The organism is Sporosarcina sp. P37 (genome assembly GCF_002109365.1).
In the GTDB taxonomy this organism is placed as follows: Bacteria; Bacillota; Bacilli; order Bacillales_A; family Planococcaceae; genus Sporosarcina.
Map to the genome: position 1 here is coordinate 449,756 of NZ_CP015349.1, position 16,068 is coordinate 465,823.

Here is a 16,068-nt window from a genome sequence, read left to right on the forward strand (position 1 = left end):
CATATTGCCAATCAATGTGAAAAACTATGAAAAAGTTTCTCTTATCTTGGCTGAATTACTGTGAATATAGACTACTGGGTTAATGTGCTCGGTTACAGCATTCCAACTGCTCGGGATGATGATGAATGACTTCTGTGGGGATCCCCTCATCAAATAGATCATTTCGTTTCTTCGGACGTTTTCGGACAACAGTGTAAGAAATCATCTGTTGGCTTTGTTCTTCTGTCTGCTCAGAATCGGGAAAAGGGTTCTCGTCCTCATCGAATAAGGATCCTTGCCCGTCGGGCACTTGATACTTGGATTTCTCTGTTTTGGAACCAAATAATTGCTTGGTCAAATACTGTACCTGTTGAGTCAATGTCTCCACCTGTCGGGACAGCTTTTCATTTTGTTCATTGGAATACGCCAGTTGTTCTTCCAATAGCGCAATGACTTTTTCCAATGATTCTTCTGCTGAACGCTTGGCCATTTCCTTCACCGCTTTCCTTCTCGTTGTGAGTAGTATACCGGATTTCACAGGACGTGAATAGCTATTTTTAAAACACACCTCTTGCAGAAGGGGGAATCGCTTTTGGCTGTTGGATGGACAACCCTTCGAGCAGCCAGCGCAGTTCCTGTTGTGTCAGGTTCTTGACCTCCGTTTCACTCCGTGGCCATTGCAGTTTGCCTGTGTCTAGCCGCTTATACAACATCGCAAATCCATCCCCATCAAAGTAGAGACATTTATAGCGGTCTTTTTTCCAACCGGCGAACAAAAAGATGGAGTCGCTGTAAGGGTCAAGTTCAAAAGAGTCTTGGACTAATGTCGCCAGTCCATCAATGCCTTTTCGCATATCGGTCTTTCCGCAGACAATATATATATTCTGCACATCCGTATAATCCTGTTTCATGGATGCATCAGCTCCTTCATGACGGCTCGGATGATGCGCTCTTCTACGCCGTTATGGAAATGGATTTCCGCGTTCGCTATCTTGACGGAGCAAGTGCCCGGCGAACTGCTAGCAGGGGCAGCCGGAAGGCTGGGAGAGGAAATCGGATGTAAAGTCACGGGGACAATCGTTAACGGTTTTATTGTTGGCATGAAAAGCACCTCCCAAATCAAATAATAATTTGATCTTACCGGGAGGCGCTTTGAAAATATATGCGTTGTTTGATTACGGGCTTACGATATACCTAAAAAAGGGTGCATTTAATAAACCTTGCTAATTTCAATTTTTTTCGATAGAATTAAAGCAAGATAAGGTATATCGTATTCAGTTTATTTGCGTGAACTCGAAGTTCGATTTACTGTTAAGTCACCTATTGCGAGTAGGTGGCTTTTTTGTTATCGAAAAACTTAAAGATAATCCTTCAACTTATCAGCTACATCAGTTAATTCTGTATGTAAATACTTTGTAGTCACAGATAAATCGTTATGCCCAAGTGCTTTTGAAACCAATAACAAATCATTTGATTTTGCATACAAGTTTTTAGCAAATCCCCGCCTTAATGCATGTGGATTAATATTTTCAATTCCGAACTTCAATGTATATTTTCTTAACTGCTTTTGAATTGAATTTGATGTGATGGAATTCGTTGTCGGTTTTCCTTTAATAGTTATAAATAAATTATTGTTATCTTCTTTGTATTCATCTCTAATGAGATTATTCTGCTTTACCATTACTTGTAATAGATAAGCCATTTGTTCATCTATAGGTAAAATTAAACCTTTATGATTCTTCATAACTTCTCCGTCAAGTTGTAATCTATGATTAACAAAATCAACTTGCTGTTCCTTCATACGTGCAATTGTCCCAATCCGCAATCCACACCGATACATCAGTAAAACAGCTGCGGCATTTCTCAAATCTAAGAATTTTGTATAGTCGAGAACAGATAATAGTAAATTCACATCTTCATCTGTTGCCCCTACCTTAATTTCAGTGTCCACTTTAATATTTACTGACCGCCAAAACTTATTTGTGAACCATCCATTATCGAAACAACGCCCTAAGAATGCTTTGAAGCACTTCAAGCGTGTTAATTTAGTTGTATTTTTGACAGTCATCTTTTCAAGCCAGGTGTAAATAACATCGCTGGTTATATCTATCAGGTACTCAACTTTAGTGTCCCTGATAAAGTAATTTACGATTGTACGGTAATCATATAACGTTCTTTCACGACAGCCACTCACTTCAAGTTGCTTTAAAATTACTGACAATGCTTGTTCGATCGTCATATCAGTACGTTTTTCTTCACGCTTGCTAACTTGAATTAACGGCTGTTCAATTTGTATATCAAATATCCCCTTCTTTTTAGTCAATAGAAAAAGCACCTCCACTTACAATTCTTTAGTACAGAAACTCGACTGACCGAGTACTGTAAAATTGAATCATAAGCGAAAGTGCTTATTTCTCTAAGTATAACGTTATAAAACGGTACGTCCCAGGAGGGATTCGAACCCCCGACCGATGCCTTAGAAGGGCATTGCTCTATCCAGCTGAGCTACTGAGACAAACGCCTGTAACACAGGCACAAGAACTATTATATGCATAGGACAATTAAAAGTCAACACTATATTTAATAAAAATTATTTTATTAATACAGTTTGGTCTACAAGTTCATGTTTCATCGAATAAAAACTCACTGTATACGCTTCATCCGCATCGATCACAGCATATGTAGCCTGTCTCCCGCCGCGCGGCTGTGTCGTGCTGCCGGGATTCACAAACAGTGTCCCGTCAATCAGTTCGGCTCCGTACAAGTGGGAATGGCCAAATAATACGATGGACGCCCGCTGTTCAGCCGCAGCGTAAGTAAGCGTCAGCATAGAGCGTTTGACGTCGTGTTCATGGCCATGTACGGCCAGCACTGTATCATCGCCTACTTTTTGTACAACAGACGCAGGAAGGTTATTGTCGTGATCACAATTGCCCCGAACTATATGAACACCTTCGAGCAGCGGGTCATTAGCCGCTAACTCACTGTCCCCGCAATGAAATATCGCATCCGCCGGCAAAGAGGTGATTTCTTCCACGGTTGATGTGTCACCGTGCGAATCGCTCAATACGATGATTTTCATTGGCCGTCACCAAACCGTGCCAGAAATTCGGGGAGCTGTTTTTTTAGCTGTTCTAACGCTGCTCCCCGGTGGGAAATGGCACTTTTTTCTTCTGCCGATAACTCCGCCATGGTCTTTCCTTTTTCCGGCACATAAAAAATAGGATCATAGCCAAATCCGTTACCGCCTTTACGTTCATTGGCTATTACACCTTCACAGCTGCCAGAATACGTTGTCGTTTCGACGCCGGGACCCGCAATGGCAAGAACACATCTGAAACGGGCCTGACGTGCTGTTGGAGGCACCTGTTTCAAGTTTGCAAGCAATTTATCGATATTTGCTTCATCGTCTGTAGGCTCCCCTGCATAACGTGCAGAATAAACGCCCGGCTCACCGCCAAGTACGTCAACTTCCAATCCGCTGTCATCCGCAATTACAACTTTCCCAAGCAAGCTGGCTGCCGTTTCTGCTTTCAGCACCGCATTTTCTTGAAACGTCGTGCCTGTTTCTTCTACATCGATAGGTTCTTCTATATCCTGCAGTGTCAGAACCTTAATGCCCAGAGGACGAAAGAGCACTTCAAAATCTTTCGCCTTGCCTTTATTATTTGTTGCTATCAAAATTTCTTTCATTATGCTTCACCTTCCTGTTGCCCAATCTTATCTGCCAGTTCTCCCAGCACTTCTTTTTGAATTTCGATCAATTGCCCGATGCCTGATTCCGCCAGCGTCAGTAAATCATTCATTTCCGCCCGTGAGAATGTCGCTTCTTCCCCTGTGCCCTGTAATTCCACGAATTGGCCCTGTCCTGTCATGACTACGTTCATATCGACATCTGCAGATGAGTCTTCTACATAATCGAGATCCGTGATCAGTTGCCCGTCTGCCAGTTTGCCAACACTCGTGGCGGCGAGGAAATCCCGTACTGGAAATGTCGGGAGGTTCTTTTCGATCTGCAATTTATTCACAGCGATCACTAAAGCAACAAACGCACCGGTAATCGAAGATGTGCGCGTGCCGCCATCTGCCTGGATGACATCACAGTCGATCCAGATGGTCCGCTCGCCAATCGCATCGAGATCGACGACTGCCCGCAAGGCACGTCCAATCAGACGCTGAATCTCCATTGTGCGGCCGCCCACTTTCCCGCGGGAAGATTCACGAATCGTACGCTGCCCGGTAGCCCGCGGCAGCATAGAATACTCCGCTGAGATCCACCCTTTTCCACTGTTTCTCATAAACGGCGGCACACGCTCTTCGATTGTTGCCGTACAAATTACTTTTGTATTTCCAACTGAAATAAGTACAGAGCCTTCGGGGTGAATCAAATAGTCTTTCTCGATTGTCACTGTACGTATATCTTCTGTTGTTCTTCCATCATGTCGCATGCAATATCCTCCGTTATCGTTCAATTATATGTGCAGTTTGTCCAATTTTTCATGGCCGCATTCAACTTATCTTACCATACCCACGATAAAAAACCCGAAAACTGCGTACTGTTTTCGGGTCTTCTTTTGCATATTAAAACGTCAGCATTCGTACGTCGGGCTGCGGAAGAGTCAGCCAATCTTCCACAATTGACTGGAACTTTTCAATCGAGCCTGTTGTATAGAATAGCGGTTCTGCCGGTGCCGCAGACAAGATTTGCTGTTCATTGAGAATCCGTTCCACATCAATCACTGTCTCCACAGCTGAAGAAATAATATTCTTCTGATTAGAGAAGTGGGCTTCGATATGTTCTTGCAGCAGCGGATAATGTGTACAGCCCAGTATGACAGAGTCAAACGAATGACTGTGCAAAGGCTGCAATGTCCGGTCCACAATCTCCCGTGCCTGTTTTGTGCGATAGTCACCATTTTCAACAATCGGCACAAACTCCGGACATGCAAGCGAATATACTGTCGCCTCAGGCTTCAGCTGATGGATCGCCTGGTCATATGCCTTACTGTTAACTGTGCCCATTGTTCCAAGAACTGCGATTTCACCGGTCTGTGATGCATTCACAGCGGCTCTGGCGCCGGGCTGTATTACTCCTATCACAGGAAAATCAAATTGTTTTCGTACTTCGTCTAATGCGATGGCGGTTGCCGTATTGCAGGCAATCACGAGCATTTTTATGCCCATTTGCGCTAAGCTGTTTACCATATCGAGTGTAAACGCCAGCACTTCCTCCGCAGGTCTTGGGCCATACGGACAGCGCGCGTCATCACCGATATAAATAATGGGTTCGTTCGGCAGGTACTTGCGCAATTCTCTGACGACCGTCAGCCCGCCGACCCCTGAATCAATTACTCCAATAGGTGCATTCACTATAATCCCTCAATCTCTTATCATCTCTTCGTGCAATTTGGACAGCAGACCTGACAGCTGCTGAATTTCTTGTTCGTCATAATTGATGAGTACATCCTGCAAGTATCCCTGTCTTTTCTGGATAACTTCCTCGATAATCCGTACTCCTTCAGGTAATAAGTGAATACGGACGACACGGCGATCTTTTTCATCCCGCACCCGTTTCACTAATTGACTGTTTTCCATACGATCCACCAAGTCCGTCGTCGTGCTGAAAGCTAAGAACATTTTGGCGGACAAATCTCCGATTGTCATATCGCCGTGTTCCAGCAGCCATTGAAGTGCACTGAATTGAGGCGGTGTGATCGTATAGTTTTTCAGTATTTTACGTCCTTGTGCTTTAATAATGGACGCAATATACCTCAAGTCTTTTTCCAATGCTGCGATATCGGTTGATACGTTTTTTGGTTCATTCAACAATAAATCAGCTCCCTGAAATGTTTCCTGTCTTTTCATTGTACCGTTTTCATTGATGAACGCAATAGTTTTTCAACCGATCTTTTACTGGAGAAGGAGTTATGGACACCTATTGAACAAATATCAGTCTAACGTCGCTTTACAAAGCAGTACTTTTAGTTCAGCTGTAATTCGCCTAAACGTAATAATTCGACAATAGCCTGTGCTCTGCCTGAAACACCGAGTTTTTGTATCGTATTCGAAATATGATTTCGTACGGTCTTTTCGCTGATAGTCAACTGTCCCGCAATTTCTTTAGTTGTGAAATCTTCTACCAGCAAGGTAAATATTTGTCGTTCTCGGTTCGTTAATAAAGAACGGTTTTGCATTTCATCCAAGATGCGCCCCTCCTCTTTACGCTTTCATCTTAGGATATGTAAGCGTAAGGGCGGCTGTGTAGGCTTTTACGAGTTTTCCAGGAACACTTGCTTTTCCTCTTCCGTCCATGCGACAGGCTTTCCGGTATCTCTTCCGATTTGGACAATTGTTCCTCTTCCTGTAAAGACGATCTCATTGCGTTCGTTTTTAGCCATATAGTGCAAATCGACTGAACTCTTTCCCATAGAGTCAGCTTTTACGTAAATGCGCAGCTTTTCATCAAAGAATACCTGCTTCACAAAATCACATTGTAAATCGGCCACAATCGGTATGGTAGTGCCTTTTGGATCAATCCATTTTTCCATACGGTTCAGCGATTTCAAATACTCGATTCGCGCATATTCAAAATACGCAAATACCTTTGTATTGTTTAGATGACCGTACATATCGGTCTCTGAAAATCGGACGGAAACATCAGCATGGAACGTAAAACTTTCTTCCCATTTCTCTGCATCTTGAATATAAGTTGCTCTCATTATAATTCCCCCTTTAAAAATGAATGAACATTCATTCTTTCATTATAGCAAATTATGAATGAACGTCAAACAACTGGAGGAAGTGTTCTATGTATATTTTCAGATGCTAAAGGTCAGATGACAGACAGGAATTCGTTCAGTACAAAGGCAGTGAAGCTGCGGAAGGCGGATCCTCTTTCCCAGACTGGCCTTACACTGCTCTCAATTTCAGAAATAAAAAAACTGCCGCGGGAAGTCGTATCGTTACGACTCCCGGGACAGCTCTATTTTGTATAGATATTAATCTACCTGGTGGTCACTTCCGAAGAAGTTCTTGAACATTTGAATCGTTGTTGCTCTGCCGACTGCACCTAAAGAAGTCGTCAATGGAATACCTTTAGGACAAGCAACTACACAGTTTTGTGCGTTACCGCACTCTGTGATGCCGCCATCTCCCATTACAGTTGCCAGACGCTCGTCTTTATTCATTGAACCGGTTGGGTGTGCGTTGAATAAACGTACTTGTGACATCAATGCAGGTCCCATGAAGTTCGTCTTGTCGTTAACGTTCGGACAAGCTTCCAGACATACACCGCAAGTCATACATTTAGACAATTCATATGCCCACTGACGCTTACGCTCAGGCATACGCGGACCTTCACCAAGATCATACGTGCCATCGATCGGAACCCATGCTTTGATGCGTTTCAATGAATCAAACATGAACTCACGGTCAACCACTAAGTCACGGACGACCGGGAATGTGCGCATAGGCTGCAATTTAATAGGCTGTGTCAACTGATCAACCAGCGCAGTACATGACTGGCGCGGGCGGCCGTTAATAACCATTGAACATGCACCGCATACTTCTTCCAAACAGTTCATATCCCAGTTTACAGGTGTAGTTTTTTCACCTTTAGCATTTACAGGGTTACGTCTGATTTCCATTAAAGCCGAAATAACGTTCATATTCGGACGGTAAGGAATTTCAAATCTTTCCGTGTATGGCTTTGAAGTGGCAGTGTCCTGACGCTCGATATCAAACACGACAGTTTTTTGTGCAGTTGCTGTTTGTTGTTCGCTCACCTTTATCAATCTCCTTTCTTCGCTGAATAATCTCGTATACGTGGAGGAATTAGAGATGTATCTACTTCTTCATAAGAAATGATCGGTGCAGATACTCCATCAAATTCCGCAATTGTTGTTTTCAAGAAGTTCTCATCATCACGGTTCGGGAATTCCGGCTTATAGTGCGCGCCGCGGCTCTCGTCCCGATATAATGCGCCCAATGTAATTACACGCGCTAAATACAGCATGTTTTTCAGCTGACGTGTAAATGTGGCTCCTTGGTTAGACCATTGTTGCGTATCTGTAATGTTGATGTTTTCATAGCGTTCAAGCAACTCGACAATTTTATCGTCTGTCTCTTTCAACTTATCGTTGAAACGTACAACCGTTACGTTGTCAGTCATCCATTCGCCAAGCTCTCTGTGAAGAACGTACGCATTTTCTGTACCATTCATTTTGAGCGTGTCTTCCCATTTCTGCTGCTCTTCTTTTACTGCATCTTCATAGATATCTGCAGGTAGTTCGTCAGCAGTCCGCTTCAGATGCTTCATGTAATCGATAGCGTTTGGTCCTGCGACCATTCCGCCGTAGATAGCAGAAAGTAAAGAGTTAGCGCCCAGACGGTTTGCACCGTGCTGTGAATAATCACACTCACCCGCAGCGAATAGGCCTGGGATGCTTGTTTGCTGGTGATCATCAACCCACAGACCGCCCATTGAATAGTGAACAGCCGGGAAGATTTTCATCGGCAATTTACGAGGATCGTCTCCTGTGAACTTCTCATAAATCTCGATGATTCCGCCAAGTTTAATGTCGAGTTCTTTAGGATCTTTGTGTGACAGATCCAAGTACACCATGTTTTCACCGTTGATGCCAAGTTTTTGGTTTACACACACGTCAAAGATTTCACGTGTTGCGATATCACGGGGAACGAGGTTACCGTAATCCGGATATTTTTCTTCCAGGAAGTACCATGGCTTTCCGTCTTTATATGTCCAAACCCGTCCGCCTTCACCACGTGCTGATTCACTCATCAGACGAAGCTTATCGTCCCCTGGAATCGCTGTCGGGTGAATTTGGATGAATTCTCCGTTTGCATATTTCGCACCCTGCTGATAAACGATGGAAGCTGCAGAACCTGTGTTAATAACAGAGTTTGTAGATTTACCAAAGATAATACCAGGGCCGCCTGTTGCCATGATGACTGCATCGGCTTTGAATGCTTGAATTTCCATTGTCTTCATGTTTTGCGCTTTAATGCCGCGGCACGTTCCTTCTTCATCTTTAATGATTCCTAGGAATTCCCAGTGCTCATACTTTTTTACCAATCCTGTTACTTCGTGTGAACGAACTTGCTCGTCCAGAGCATACAGTAACTGCTGTCCAGTAGTTGCACCCGCATACGCTGTACGGTGGTGAAGTGTACCACCGAAACGACGGAAATCCAATAGTCCTTCTGGAGTACGGTTGAACATAACACCCATACGGTCCAATAAGTGAATAATTCCAGGAGCTGCTGCCGTCATTGCCTGTACTGGTTTTTGATTCGCTAGGAAGTCTCCACCGTAAACTGTATCGTCAAAGTGAATATCGACGGAGTCGCCTTCACCTTTCGTGTTTACAGCACCGTTAATGCCGCCTTGGGCACATACGGAGTGGGAACGTTTTACAGGTACTAGCGAGAACAAGTCAACCGGTACGCCAGCTTCTGCTGATTTGATGGTAGCCATAAGTCCAGCTAGTCCTCCACCGACGACAATCAATCTGCCTTTTGCCATTATTGTTTCACTCCTCAATTATACGTAATTTCATTAGTTAGTCAGTTAAGTAATTATACAAATGCTAGAAGTGCTTGAACTCCGATTACAGATAGAACTAAGAATACAATCATTGTAATGTAAGATACAATCTTCTGAGATTCTGGTGATTGTGAAATACCCCAAGTAACACAGAATGACCAAAGTCCATTAGCTAAGTGGAAAGTAGCAGACAGTACTCCTGCGATATAGAAAACAAGCATAAATGGATTCGATAATATATCGGCCATCATGTTGAAGTCTACTTCAGCACCTAGCGCTTTTTGGATACGAGTCTCATACACGTGCCATGCAATGAAGATGACTAGGAATACGCCCGTGAAACGCTGGAGCGTGAACATCCAGTTGCGGAAAGTACCGTAATTGCTCACGTTGTATTTTGCTGAGAAAGCTATGTACACTCCGTAAAAAGCGTGGAACATAAGTGGAATGTAGATAATAAACCATTCCAAGAATAGCACAAACGGCAAGTTCCCCATAAAATTAGATGCTGTGTTGAATGCTTCCTCACCGCGCGTTGCAAAATGGTTAATAACTAAGTGTTGGGCAACAAAGAGTCCAACGGGAATTACACCAAGCAACGAATGTAGACGGCGCAAGAAAAAATCTGTTTCTTTCGACAAGTCTTTTACCCTCCCTTATTTCTGAGATTATACTGTAATGACGCGTTTCTCTATTTGGTTCGCTTTCACCAGTATCTCTCTTCGTGGTACAATATGATAACATGTACATTGTACTCCTCTGTTTAGGACAGGTCAAGATGCTGTCTACTTTTTATACTATATTATGATTTTTCAAAATTCATCGCCTGACCCCTTGTTTTTTCAGCAGCAGACGACAGCAGCCGACAAGCATAAACGCTTTCGCGCCGGCTGTTTCCTAAAGTTTTGATTCCTCTCTTCAATCCGGTCGGATGCACGGAAAGTCAGCGGATTTAATTTATTTAAAAATTTCAATTATTCTCAAAGTGTAAGGTGGAAAATATAGTTTTAACCTGGCTGGCCAGTAACCACTCGTTTGATAAAGCCCCTCGACTCTATTCCATCAGGGGCTTTTTTTCTGATTCGGGCTGCTGAAAGTGAGCAAGCAGGTCATCAGCTACCTTTTTAGGCATACCTGCTTCTTTCAGTTGTTCAGATGTTGCTTCACGGATGGCTTTGACGGTTTTGAAGTGCTTGAGAAGCTGCTGTTTTCGTTTCGGTCCTATGCCTTCAATCCCGTCCAGTGAAGAGGTCAGAGAAGATGCCCCTCTTCGCTGTCTGTGGAATGTGATCGCGAATCGGTGAACTTCATCCTGAACACGCTGCAATAAGTAAAAGGCTTCGCTTGTTTTCTTTAATGGTACGATTTCAGGCGGGTGTCCATACAGTAACTGCGCAGTGTTATGCTTATCGTCTTTTGCCAGTCCGGCAATCGGAATTGACAGGCCGAGTTCATCTTCAAGCACTTCACGCGCAATTTCCATCTGTCCTTTACCGCCGTCAATTACAATTAAATCCGGCAGCGGCAGGCGGTCTTTCAATACCCGCGTATAACGCCGTCTGATCACTTCGCGCATGGCTCCGTAGTCATCATGCGCCGCTGCTGTCTTTGTTTTGTATTTCCGGTAATCTTTGCGATTCGGTCTGCCGTCTATAAAGGAAATCATAGCGGAGACAGGTTCTACACCATGAGTGTGGGAGTTATCAAATGCCTCAATACGAAGCGGTGTGCTGATATTCATCGCTTCCCCAAGTTCTTCACAAGCCCCGATCGTCCGTTCTTCCTGCCGCTCAATAATTTGAAACTTGGCGTTCAGTGCGATGGATGCATTTTTATCAGCCAATTTTACAAGTTCTTTCTTCTTGCCCCGCTGCGGGATAAAAACATTTGTATCGAGCAATTGTTCCGCAAGAGCAAGGTCTACCGTTTCAGGAAGATGCACTTCCTTTGGCAGTAAATGCTGCGCTTCCCCGTAGAAACGGCCGAGAAATGTCAGTAATTCTTCCTCAGGATCTTGATAAGCAGGGAAAATCGATACATCCCGTTCTATCAATTTACCTTGGCGCACAAAAAACACTTGCACACACATCCAGCCTTTGTCCACTGCGTAACCGAATATATCGCGGTCTGTGAAGTCATTAGCTGTCATGTTCTGTTTTTCCATGACGGTTTCAATATTCGTAATTTGATCACGATATTCTTTTGCACGCTCAAATTCCAGTTCTTCAGCGGCTTCATTCATCTTTTGCTGCAGTTCTTTTTTTACTTCTTTATAACCGCCGTTCAGAAAGCGTGTAATGTCCGCGATCATTTCCGTATAAGCTTCAGCAGGCACCTCTTTTATACAGGGTGCCAGACATTGGCCTATATGGTAATACAAACACGCGCGCGCCGGGATGCTTTGACATTTTCGGTACGGATACAGCCGGTCCAGCAGTTTTTTTGTTTCATGGGCTGCCGTGGCATTCGGATACGGACCGAAGTATTTGCCCGACTTCTTATTAACTTTCCGCGTGATGATCAGTTTTGGATGCCGTTCATTGGTGATCTTCAGATACGGATACGTTTTATCATCTTTAAGCATAATATTATACTTCGGATCGTATTTCTTGATCATGTTCAATTCGAGAATCAATGCCTCGATTTCCGAATTGGTGACTATATATTCAAAATCCTCTATTTCCCCGACGAGCCGCTGCGTCTTGCCGTCATGGGAGCCGGTGAAATAGCTGCGCACACGGTTCTTCAGTACTTTCGCCTTCCCGACATAAATGACCGTTCCTTGGCGATCCTTCATTAAGTAGCAGCCGGGCAGTTCCGGAAGGATTGACAGTTTATGTTCAATGATTTCATTCATTATTTTCACCTACTAAAAGACCGGGCGGCTGAAGCAGCTCCCGGTCTCTTGTATTTACACGTATTTTTTACGCGTGTTTTTCAACTAATTGAGCAAGTGCTTCTTTCGGCTGGAAGCCCACTACTTTTTCAGCCACTTCTCCGTCTTTAAATAGAAGAAGTGTCGGAATGGACATGATACCGAACTGGCTTGCAGTTGCCTGGTTATCATCAACGTTCACTTTTACGATGTTCGCTTTTCCTTCGATTTCACCTGAAAGTTCTTCAAGTACAGGAGCGATCATTTTACAAGGACCGCACCAAGGTGCCCAGAAGTCCACGAGTACTACGCCTTCTTTAATATTTTCAGCAAAGTTAGAATCGGTTGCATTAATAATTGCCATTACTATTTCCTCCTTTAGTCTACAACTATGTTTGTATTATATCATGGAGGTATGCGAGGGGCTAAAAAAATGCTTGTACCGGTAAATTAGCTCGCTTTGATTTTTTTAATCTCTTCAATCATGATTGGGATGATCTCAAAAATGTCGCCTACGATGCCGTAATCTGCAATTTTAAAGATGTTTGCTTCAGGATCTTTGTTAATTGCGACGATGACTTTGGAGTTGGACATACCTGCCACGTGCTGAATCGCGCCGGAAATCCCTGCTGCGATATACAAGTCTGGTGTGACCACTTTTCCTGTCTGTCCAATTTGCAGTGAATAGTCACAGTAATCTGCGTCACATGCCCCGCGTGAGGCGCCGACTGCTCCGCCGAGAAGATTAGCCAATTCTTTTAACGGCTCGAATCCTTCAGCACCTTTCACTCCGCGTCCGCCGGCTACGATAACTTTCGCTTCAGACAGATCCACACCTTCAGTTGATTTGCGCACGACATCTTTAATTACGGAACGCAGATTTTTGATTTCGACGTCTTTCGAAGCCACGTCACCCGTGCGGCTTGCATCATGTGCTAAAGGCTCAATATTGTTCGGACGGATCGTAATGAATAATAGTCCTTCTTTCACTTCTACTTTTTCAAATGCTTTACCTGAGTAAATCGGACGAATGAATTCCGCTGCATCGCCTTCTCCCTCAATTTTTGTTACATCTGAAATTAATCCCGTTCCAAGCTTGCTTGCAACTTTAGGTGACAGGTCTTTCCCCATTGCAGTATGGCCGAACACAACGCCGTCCGGAGATTCATCTTCGTAGACAGCCATGAATGCCTGTCCGAAGCCGTCCGGTGTATAGTGCTTCAAGTGAGGATGCTCGACTGTTACTACACGGTCCGCTCCGTAATGAACCATTTCTTCACCCAGCGACTGGACTTGGTCCCCGATGAGAACAGCGACCACTTCCCCGCCGTCTGAAATTTTCTTTGCCGCTGCAATCGTTTCAAATGATACGTTACGCAGTTCTCCATCACGTGCTTCACCTAAAACTAACATTTTCTTTGACATAATGTAGTCCCTCCTAATTACGGTTCTATAAGAATTAAATTACTTTCGCTTCGGAATGCAATAATTTTACAAGTTCAGCGGCCTGCTCTGCCGGCTCCCCTTCGAGGACGCGTCCCGCTTCTTTAGCAGGCGGCAGGAAAACTTCCACTGTCTTTGTTTTCGCTTCCACATCATCTTCATCCAGATCCAGATCATCAAACTCTAAGTCTTCCAGCGGCTTCTTCTTCGCTTTCATAATACCCGGCAATGAAGGATAACGCGGCTCGTTTAAGCCCTGCTGTGCAGTGACAAGAAGCGGCAAAGATGTTTCGATTGTCTCTGCATCTCCTTCTACATCACGTACAATTGTTGCGTTCGTTCCGTCTACAGTTAACTCAGTAATAGTCGTTACATAGTTGATCCCTAACAGTTCTGCCACACGCGGCCCGACTTGTCCTGAACCGCCGTCAATTGCCACGTTACCCGCAAGAATCAGATCTGCGTCTTTATCCTTCAGATAGTCTGCAATGACTTTTGCTGCAGTATATTCATCGATCTCGTCAATATCATCTTCAATATTGATCAGTACAGCTTTATCTGCGCCCATCGCCAATGCTGTGCGCAGCTGTTTCTCGGTTTCTTCATCTCCGATAGACAATACCGTAACTTCTCCGCCGTGTTCGTCGCGCAGTTTAATCGCTTCTTCCACTGCATACTCATCGTATGGGTTGATGATGAATTCAGCACCGTCTTCTGCAATGGCACCGTTTGAGATCGAAATTTTTTCTTCCGTATCAAATGTTCTTTTTACTAATGCATAAATGTTCATTATTAGAACCTCCTATTCGATAATTACTTTCCGGTAAATGTAGGCTGACGCTTTTCAATAAATGCCTGAATTCCTTCTTTTGCATCTTCAGACACGAACACTTCGCCGAACGATTTTGCTTCCGCTTCTACACCATCATAAAATGACTGGTCTTTAGAATAAGAAAGCATGTTTAGTGCATGTTTTACCGCTATCGGACTCTTAGCAGAAATCTTTTTTGCGAGTTTCAATGTTTCCGACAATAGTTCTTCATCAGAGTATGCATGGTTTGCGAGTCCCCATTGCACAGCTTCTTCTCCCGATACCGGATCACTCGTCAGCATAATTTCTGCAGCTTTTGCCGGGCCGACCAGACGCGGCAAGCGCTGTGTTCCTGCAAAGCCCGGAATGAGTCCAAGCTGCAGCTCCGGCAAACCAAGTTTCGCAGTTTTTGTTACGAGGCGGATATGGCAGGCCATCGCAAGCTCCAGGCCTCCGCCAAGTGCTGCACCGTGAATGGAAGCGATTACAGGTTTCTCAAAGTTTTCTAATCGTTCAAAAACTTCCTGGCCTTTGGCTGAAAGCTTCGTGAACGCATCCCCCGTATCAACGGTTGTAAATTCTTTAATGTCTGCACCAGCCGAGAAAAATCGTCCTTCGCCGTACAGGACGACTACGCGGACTTCATCATCGTTCTCCACGCTCGTTAACAGCTGATTGACTTCTTCAATCAATTTCGAGGATAGGGCATTTGCTGGCGGATGGTCAATTTTCGCTAATGCGACATGACCGTCCTTCTCCAAGTTAATTAATGTCATTTTCCATCTCTCCTTTACTGCAACAATTACTGCTGTTTGTAGCCATGAAGCAGCATATTGCTGACCTTAGGCGCTAAATTGATTAAATTAAATTTCTGTTCGTTCATCACCCAAGAAGTAATCGTCTCATCCATCGTGCCGAATAACATCTGCCTCGCGAGTCTGAGGTCAAGTTCAGAAGACAGTTCTCCTTTCTCTACTCCTTCTTCAAGCAAAGTATCCAGCAAAACCATATATTCTTTTAACACATTATTAATTTGGAAACGCAGATCTTTGTTTGACTGTCTGAGCTCCAATTGTGTGACGATTGCCAGATGCGGATCTTCTTGTAAGACTCTGAAATGATTTTCTACAACCAGCTGTAATTTATCTGAGATGGGAAGATCCTTCTCTAGTATCTCTTTTATATTCTCTACGAATATCGCCATTTTTTCTCTGAATACGGAGATTAGGATGTCTTCTTTATTTTTAAAATATAAATAAATCGTGCCATCCGCAACTCCTGCCTCCTTAGCGATTTTAGAGACTTGCGCCTGGTGGTAACCATTTTCTGCAATAACAATGACTGCAGCGTCTACAATTTGTTTATATTTAGGTTTTGTACGCTTCATTATGTTTC

Annotated in this window: 20 protein-coding genes and 1 tRNA gene; 1 reads left to right on the top strand and 20 read right to left on the bottom strand. The window is 43.9% G+C overall.

Translation table 11 applies throughout. The features are described from left to right. Positions 1-79: 79 nt before the first annotated feature. On the bottom strand, positions 80-469 hold the full coding sequence (locus SporoP37_RS02485; RefSeq protein ID WP_157118610.1) for an IS66 family transposase: 390 nt from the start codon (positions 467-469) through the stop codon (positions 80-82). A 67-nt stretch (positions 470-536) separates the two neighbouring features. Then, positions 537-890, bottom strand: a complete 354-nt coding sequence (gene tnpB / locus SporoP37_RS02490) for an IS66 family insertion sequence element accessory protein TnpB (RefSeq protein WP_085430172.1) — start codon at positions 888-890, stop codon at positions 537-539. Between the two features lie 18 nt (positions 891-908). On the opposite strand from tnpB, the gene SporoP37_RS16825 reads away from it, so the two are divergent. Continuing rightward, complete coding sequence (locus tag SporoP37_RS16825) at positions 909-1,106, top strand: hypothetical protein (protein ID WP_157118611.1); 198 nt, start codon at positions 909-911, stop codon at positions 1,104-1,106. Between the two features lie 230 nt (positions 1,107-1,336). Here SporoP37_RS16825 and SporoP37_RS02500 read toward each other — a convergent pair whose 3' ends face one another. From SporoP37_RS02500 to SporoP37_RS02585, 18 genes are all read right to left on the bottom strand, one after another. Then, complete coding sequence (locus SporoP37_RS02500; protein WP_099662788.1) at positions 1,337-2,302, bottom strand: tyrosine-type recombinase/integrase; 966 nt, start codon at positions 2,300-2,302, stop codon at positions 1,337-1,339. 118 nt (positions 2,303-2,420) lie between these two features. Further along, positions 2,421-2,494: transfer RNA gene (locus SporoP37_RS02505), tRNA-Arg, on the bottom strand. 75 nt (positions 2,495-2,569) lie between these two features. Then, entirely contained in the window at positions 2,570-3,061 is a 492-nt protein-coding gene (locus tag SporoP37_RS02510; protein ID WP_085430174.1) for a metallophosphoesterase, read from the bottom strand. Further along, a complete protein-coding gene (locus SporoP37_RS02515; protein WP_085430175.1) occupies positions 3,058-3,672 on the bottom strand; it encodes an XTP/dITP diphosphatase in 615 nt (204 codons plus the stop codon). The genes SporoP37_RS02510 and SporoP37_RS02515 overlap by 4 nt, the downstream gene beginning before the upstream one ends. Then, complete coding sequence (gene rph, locus SporoP37_RS02520) at positions 3,672-4,427, bottom strand: ribonuclease PH (RefSeq protein WP_085430176.1); 756 nt, start codon at positions 4,425-4,427, stop codon at positions 3,672-3,674. The genes SporoP37_RS02515 and rph overlap by 1 nt, the downstream gene beginning before the upstream one ends. A 133-nt stretch (positions 4,428-4,560) precedes the next feature. Next, positions 4,561-5,349, bottom strand: coding sequence for a glutamate racemase (racE, locus tag SporoP37_RS02525; RefSeq protein ID WP_085430177.1), 789 nt, complete (start codon positions 5,347-5,349; stop codon positions 4,561-4,563). Positions 5,350-5,358: 9 nt separating this feature from the next. After that, on the bottom strand, positions 5,359-5,844 hold the full coding sequence (locus SporoP37_RS02530) for a MarR family winged helix-turn-helix transcriptional regulator (protein ID WP_081242168.1): 486 nt from the start codon (positions 5,842-5,844) through the stop codon (positions 5,359-5,361). A gap of 116 nt (positions 5,845-5,960) precedes the next feature. Then, on the bottom strand, positions 5,961-6,173 hold the full coding sequence (locus SporoP37_RS02535) for a helix-turn-helix domain-containing protein (protein ID WP_081244721.1): 213 nt from the start codon (positions 6,171-6,173) through the stop codon (positions 5,961-5,963). Between the two features lie 75 nt (positions 6,174-6,248). After that, the gene (locus SporoP37_RS02540; protein ID WP_081242169.1) at positions 6,249-6,698 is read right to left on the bottom strand and encodes an acyl-CoA thioesterase; all 450 of its coding nucleotides are present in this window, start codon (positions 6,696-6,698) and stop codon (positions 6,249-6,251) included. Positions 6,699-6,977: 279 nt separating this feature from the next. Beyond that, positions 6,978-7,763 carry a succinate dehydrogenase iron-sulfur subunit gene (sdhB, locus tag SporoP37_RS02545; RefSeq protein WP_081242170.1) on the bottom strand — a complete coding sequence of 262 codons (786 nt, stop codon included), beginning with the start codon at positions 7,761-7,763 and terminating at the stop codon, positions 6,978-6,980. 5 nt (positions 7,764-7,768) lie between these two features. After that, a complete protein-coding gene (gene sdhA / locus SporoP37_RS02550) occupies positions 7,769-9,523 on the bottom strand; it encodes a succinate dehydrogenase flavoprotein subunit (protein ID WP_081242171.1) in 1,755 nt (584 codons plus the stop codon). 53 nt (positions 9,524-9,576) lie between these two features. Continuing rightward, the gene (locus SporoP37_RS02555) at positions 9,577-10,185 is read right to left on the bottom strand and encodes a succinate dehydrogenase cytochrome b558 subunit (protein WP_081242172.1); all 609 of its coding nucleotides are present in this window, start codon (positions 10,183-10,185) and stop codon (positions 9,577-9,579) included. 413 nt (positions 10,186-10,598) lie between these two features. After that, positions 10,599-12,401, bottom strand: coding sequence for an excinuclease ABC subunit UvrC (gene uvrC, locus SporoP37_RS02560; RefSeq protein WP_085430178.1), 1,803 nt, complete (start codon positions 12,399-12,401; stop codon positions 10,599-10,601). Positions 12,402-12,468: 67 nt separating this feature from the next. Then, entirely contained in the window at positions 12,469-12,783 is a 315-nt protein-coding gene (gene trxA, locus SporoP37_RS02565) for a thioredoxin (protein WP_081242174.1), read from the bottom strand. An 86-nt stretch (positions 12,784-12,869) separates the two neighbouring features. Then, positions 12,870-13,844, bottom strand: a complete 975-nt coding sequence (locus SporoP37_RS02570; RefSeq protein WP_081242175.1) for an electron transfer flavoprotein subunit alpha/FixB family protein — start codon at positions 13,842-13,844, stop codon at positions 12,870-12,872. Between the two features lie 34 nt (positions 13,845-13,878). Next, positions 13,879-14,652 carry an electron transfer flavoprotein subunit beta/FixA family protein gene (locus SporoP37_RS02575; RefSeq protein WP_081242176.1) on the bottom strand — a complete coding sequence of 258 codons (774 nt, stop codon included), beginning with the start codon at positions 14,650-14,652 and terminating at the stop codon, positions 13,879-13,881. Positions 14,653-14,675: 23 nt separating this feature from the next. After that, positions 14,676-15,449 (bottom strand): enoyl-CoA hydratase, encoded by a 774-nt coding sequence (locus SporoP37_RS02580; RefSeq protein WP_081242177.1) that lies wholly within the window; start codon positions 15,447-15,449, stop codon positions 14,676-14,678. Positions 15,450-15,475: 26 nt separating this feature from the next. Continuing rightward, positions 15,476-16,060, bottom strand: a complete 585-nt coding sequence (locus SporoP37_RS02585; RefSeq protein ID WP_081242178.1) for a fatty acid metabolism transcriptional regulator FadR — start codon at positions 16,058-16,060, stop codon at positions 15,476-15,478. Between the last annotated feature and the right edge of the window lie 8 nt (positions 16,061-16,068).

Bases quoted from the DNA above. Each gene is read 5' to 3' on its own strand.
- SporoP37_RS02485 (WP_157118610.1), bottom strand. From the start codon at position 469: ATGGCCAAGCGTTCAGCAGAAGAATCATTGGAAAAAGTCATTGCGCTA.
- tnpB (WP_085430172.1), bottom strand. From the start codon at position 890: ATGAAACAGGATTATACGGATGTGCAGAATATATATATTGTCTGCGGA.
- SporoP37_RS16825 (WP_157118611.1), top strand. From the start codon at position 909: ATGACGGCTCGGATGATGCGCTCTTCTACGCCGTTATGGAAATGGATT.
- SporoP37_RS02510 (WP_085430174.1), bottom strand. From the start codon at position 3,061: ATGAAAATCATCGTATTGAGCGATTCGCACGGTGACACATCAACCGTG.
- SporoP37_RS02515 (WP_085430175.1), bottom strand. From the start codon at position 3,672: ATGAAAGAAATTTTGATAGCAACAAATAATAAAGGCAAGGCGAAAGAT.
- rph (WP_085430176.1), bottom strand. From the start codon at position 4,427: ATGCGACATGATGGAAGAACAACAGAAGATATACGTACAGTGACAATC.
- SporoP37_RS02530 (WP_081242168.1), bottom strand. From the start codon at position 5,844: ATGAAAAGACAGGAAACATTTCAGGGAGCTGATTTATTGTTGAATGAA.
- SporoP37_RS02535 (WP_081244721.1), bottom strand. From the start codon at position 6,173: ATGCAAAACCGTTCTTTATTAACGAACCGAGAACGACAAATATTTACC.
- SporoP37_RS02540 (WP_081242169.1), bottom strand. From the start codon at position 6,698: ATGAGAGCAACTTATATTCAAGATGCAGAGAAATGGGAAGAAAGTTTT.
- sdhA (WP_081242171.1), bottom strand. From the start codon at position 9,523: ATGGCAAAAGGCAGATTGATTGTCGTCGGTGGAGGACTAGCTGGACTT.
- uvrC (WP_085430178.1), bottom strand. From the start codon at position 12,401: ATGAATGAAATCATTGAACATAAACTGTCAATCCTTCCGGAACTGCCC.
- trxA (WP_081242174.1), bottom strand. From the start codon at position 12,783: ATGGCAATTATTAATGCAACCGATTCTAACTTTGCTGAAAATATTAAA.
- SporoP37_RS02570 (WP_081242175.1), bottom strand. From the start codon at position 13,844: ATGTCAAAGAAAATGTTAGTTTTAGGTGAAGCACGTGATGGAGAACTG.
- SporoP37_RS02575 (WP_081242176.1), bottom strand. From the start codon at position 14,652: ATGAACATTTATGCATTAGTAAAAAGAACATTTGATACGGAAGAAAAA.
- SporoP37_RS02580 (WP_081242177.1), bottom strand. From the start codon at position 15,449: ATGACATTAATTAACTTGGAGAAGGACGGTCATGTCGCATTAGCGAAA.
- SporoP37_RS02585 (WP_081242178.1), bottom strand. From the start codon at position 16,060: ATGAAGCGTACAAAACCTAAATATAAACAAATTGTAGACGCTGCAGTC.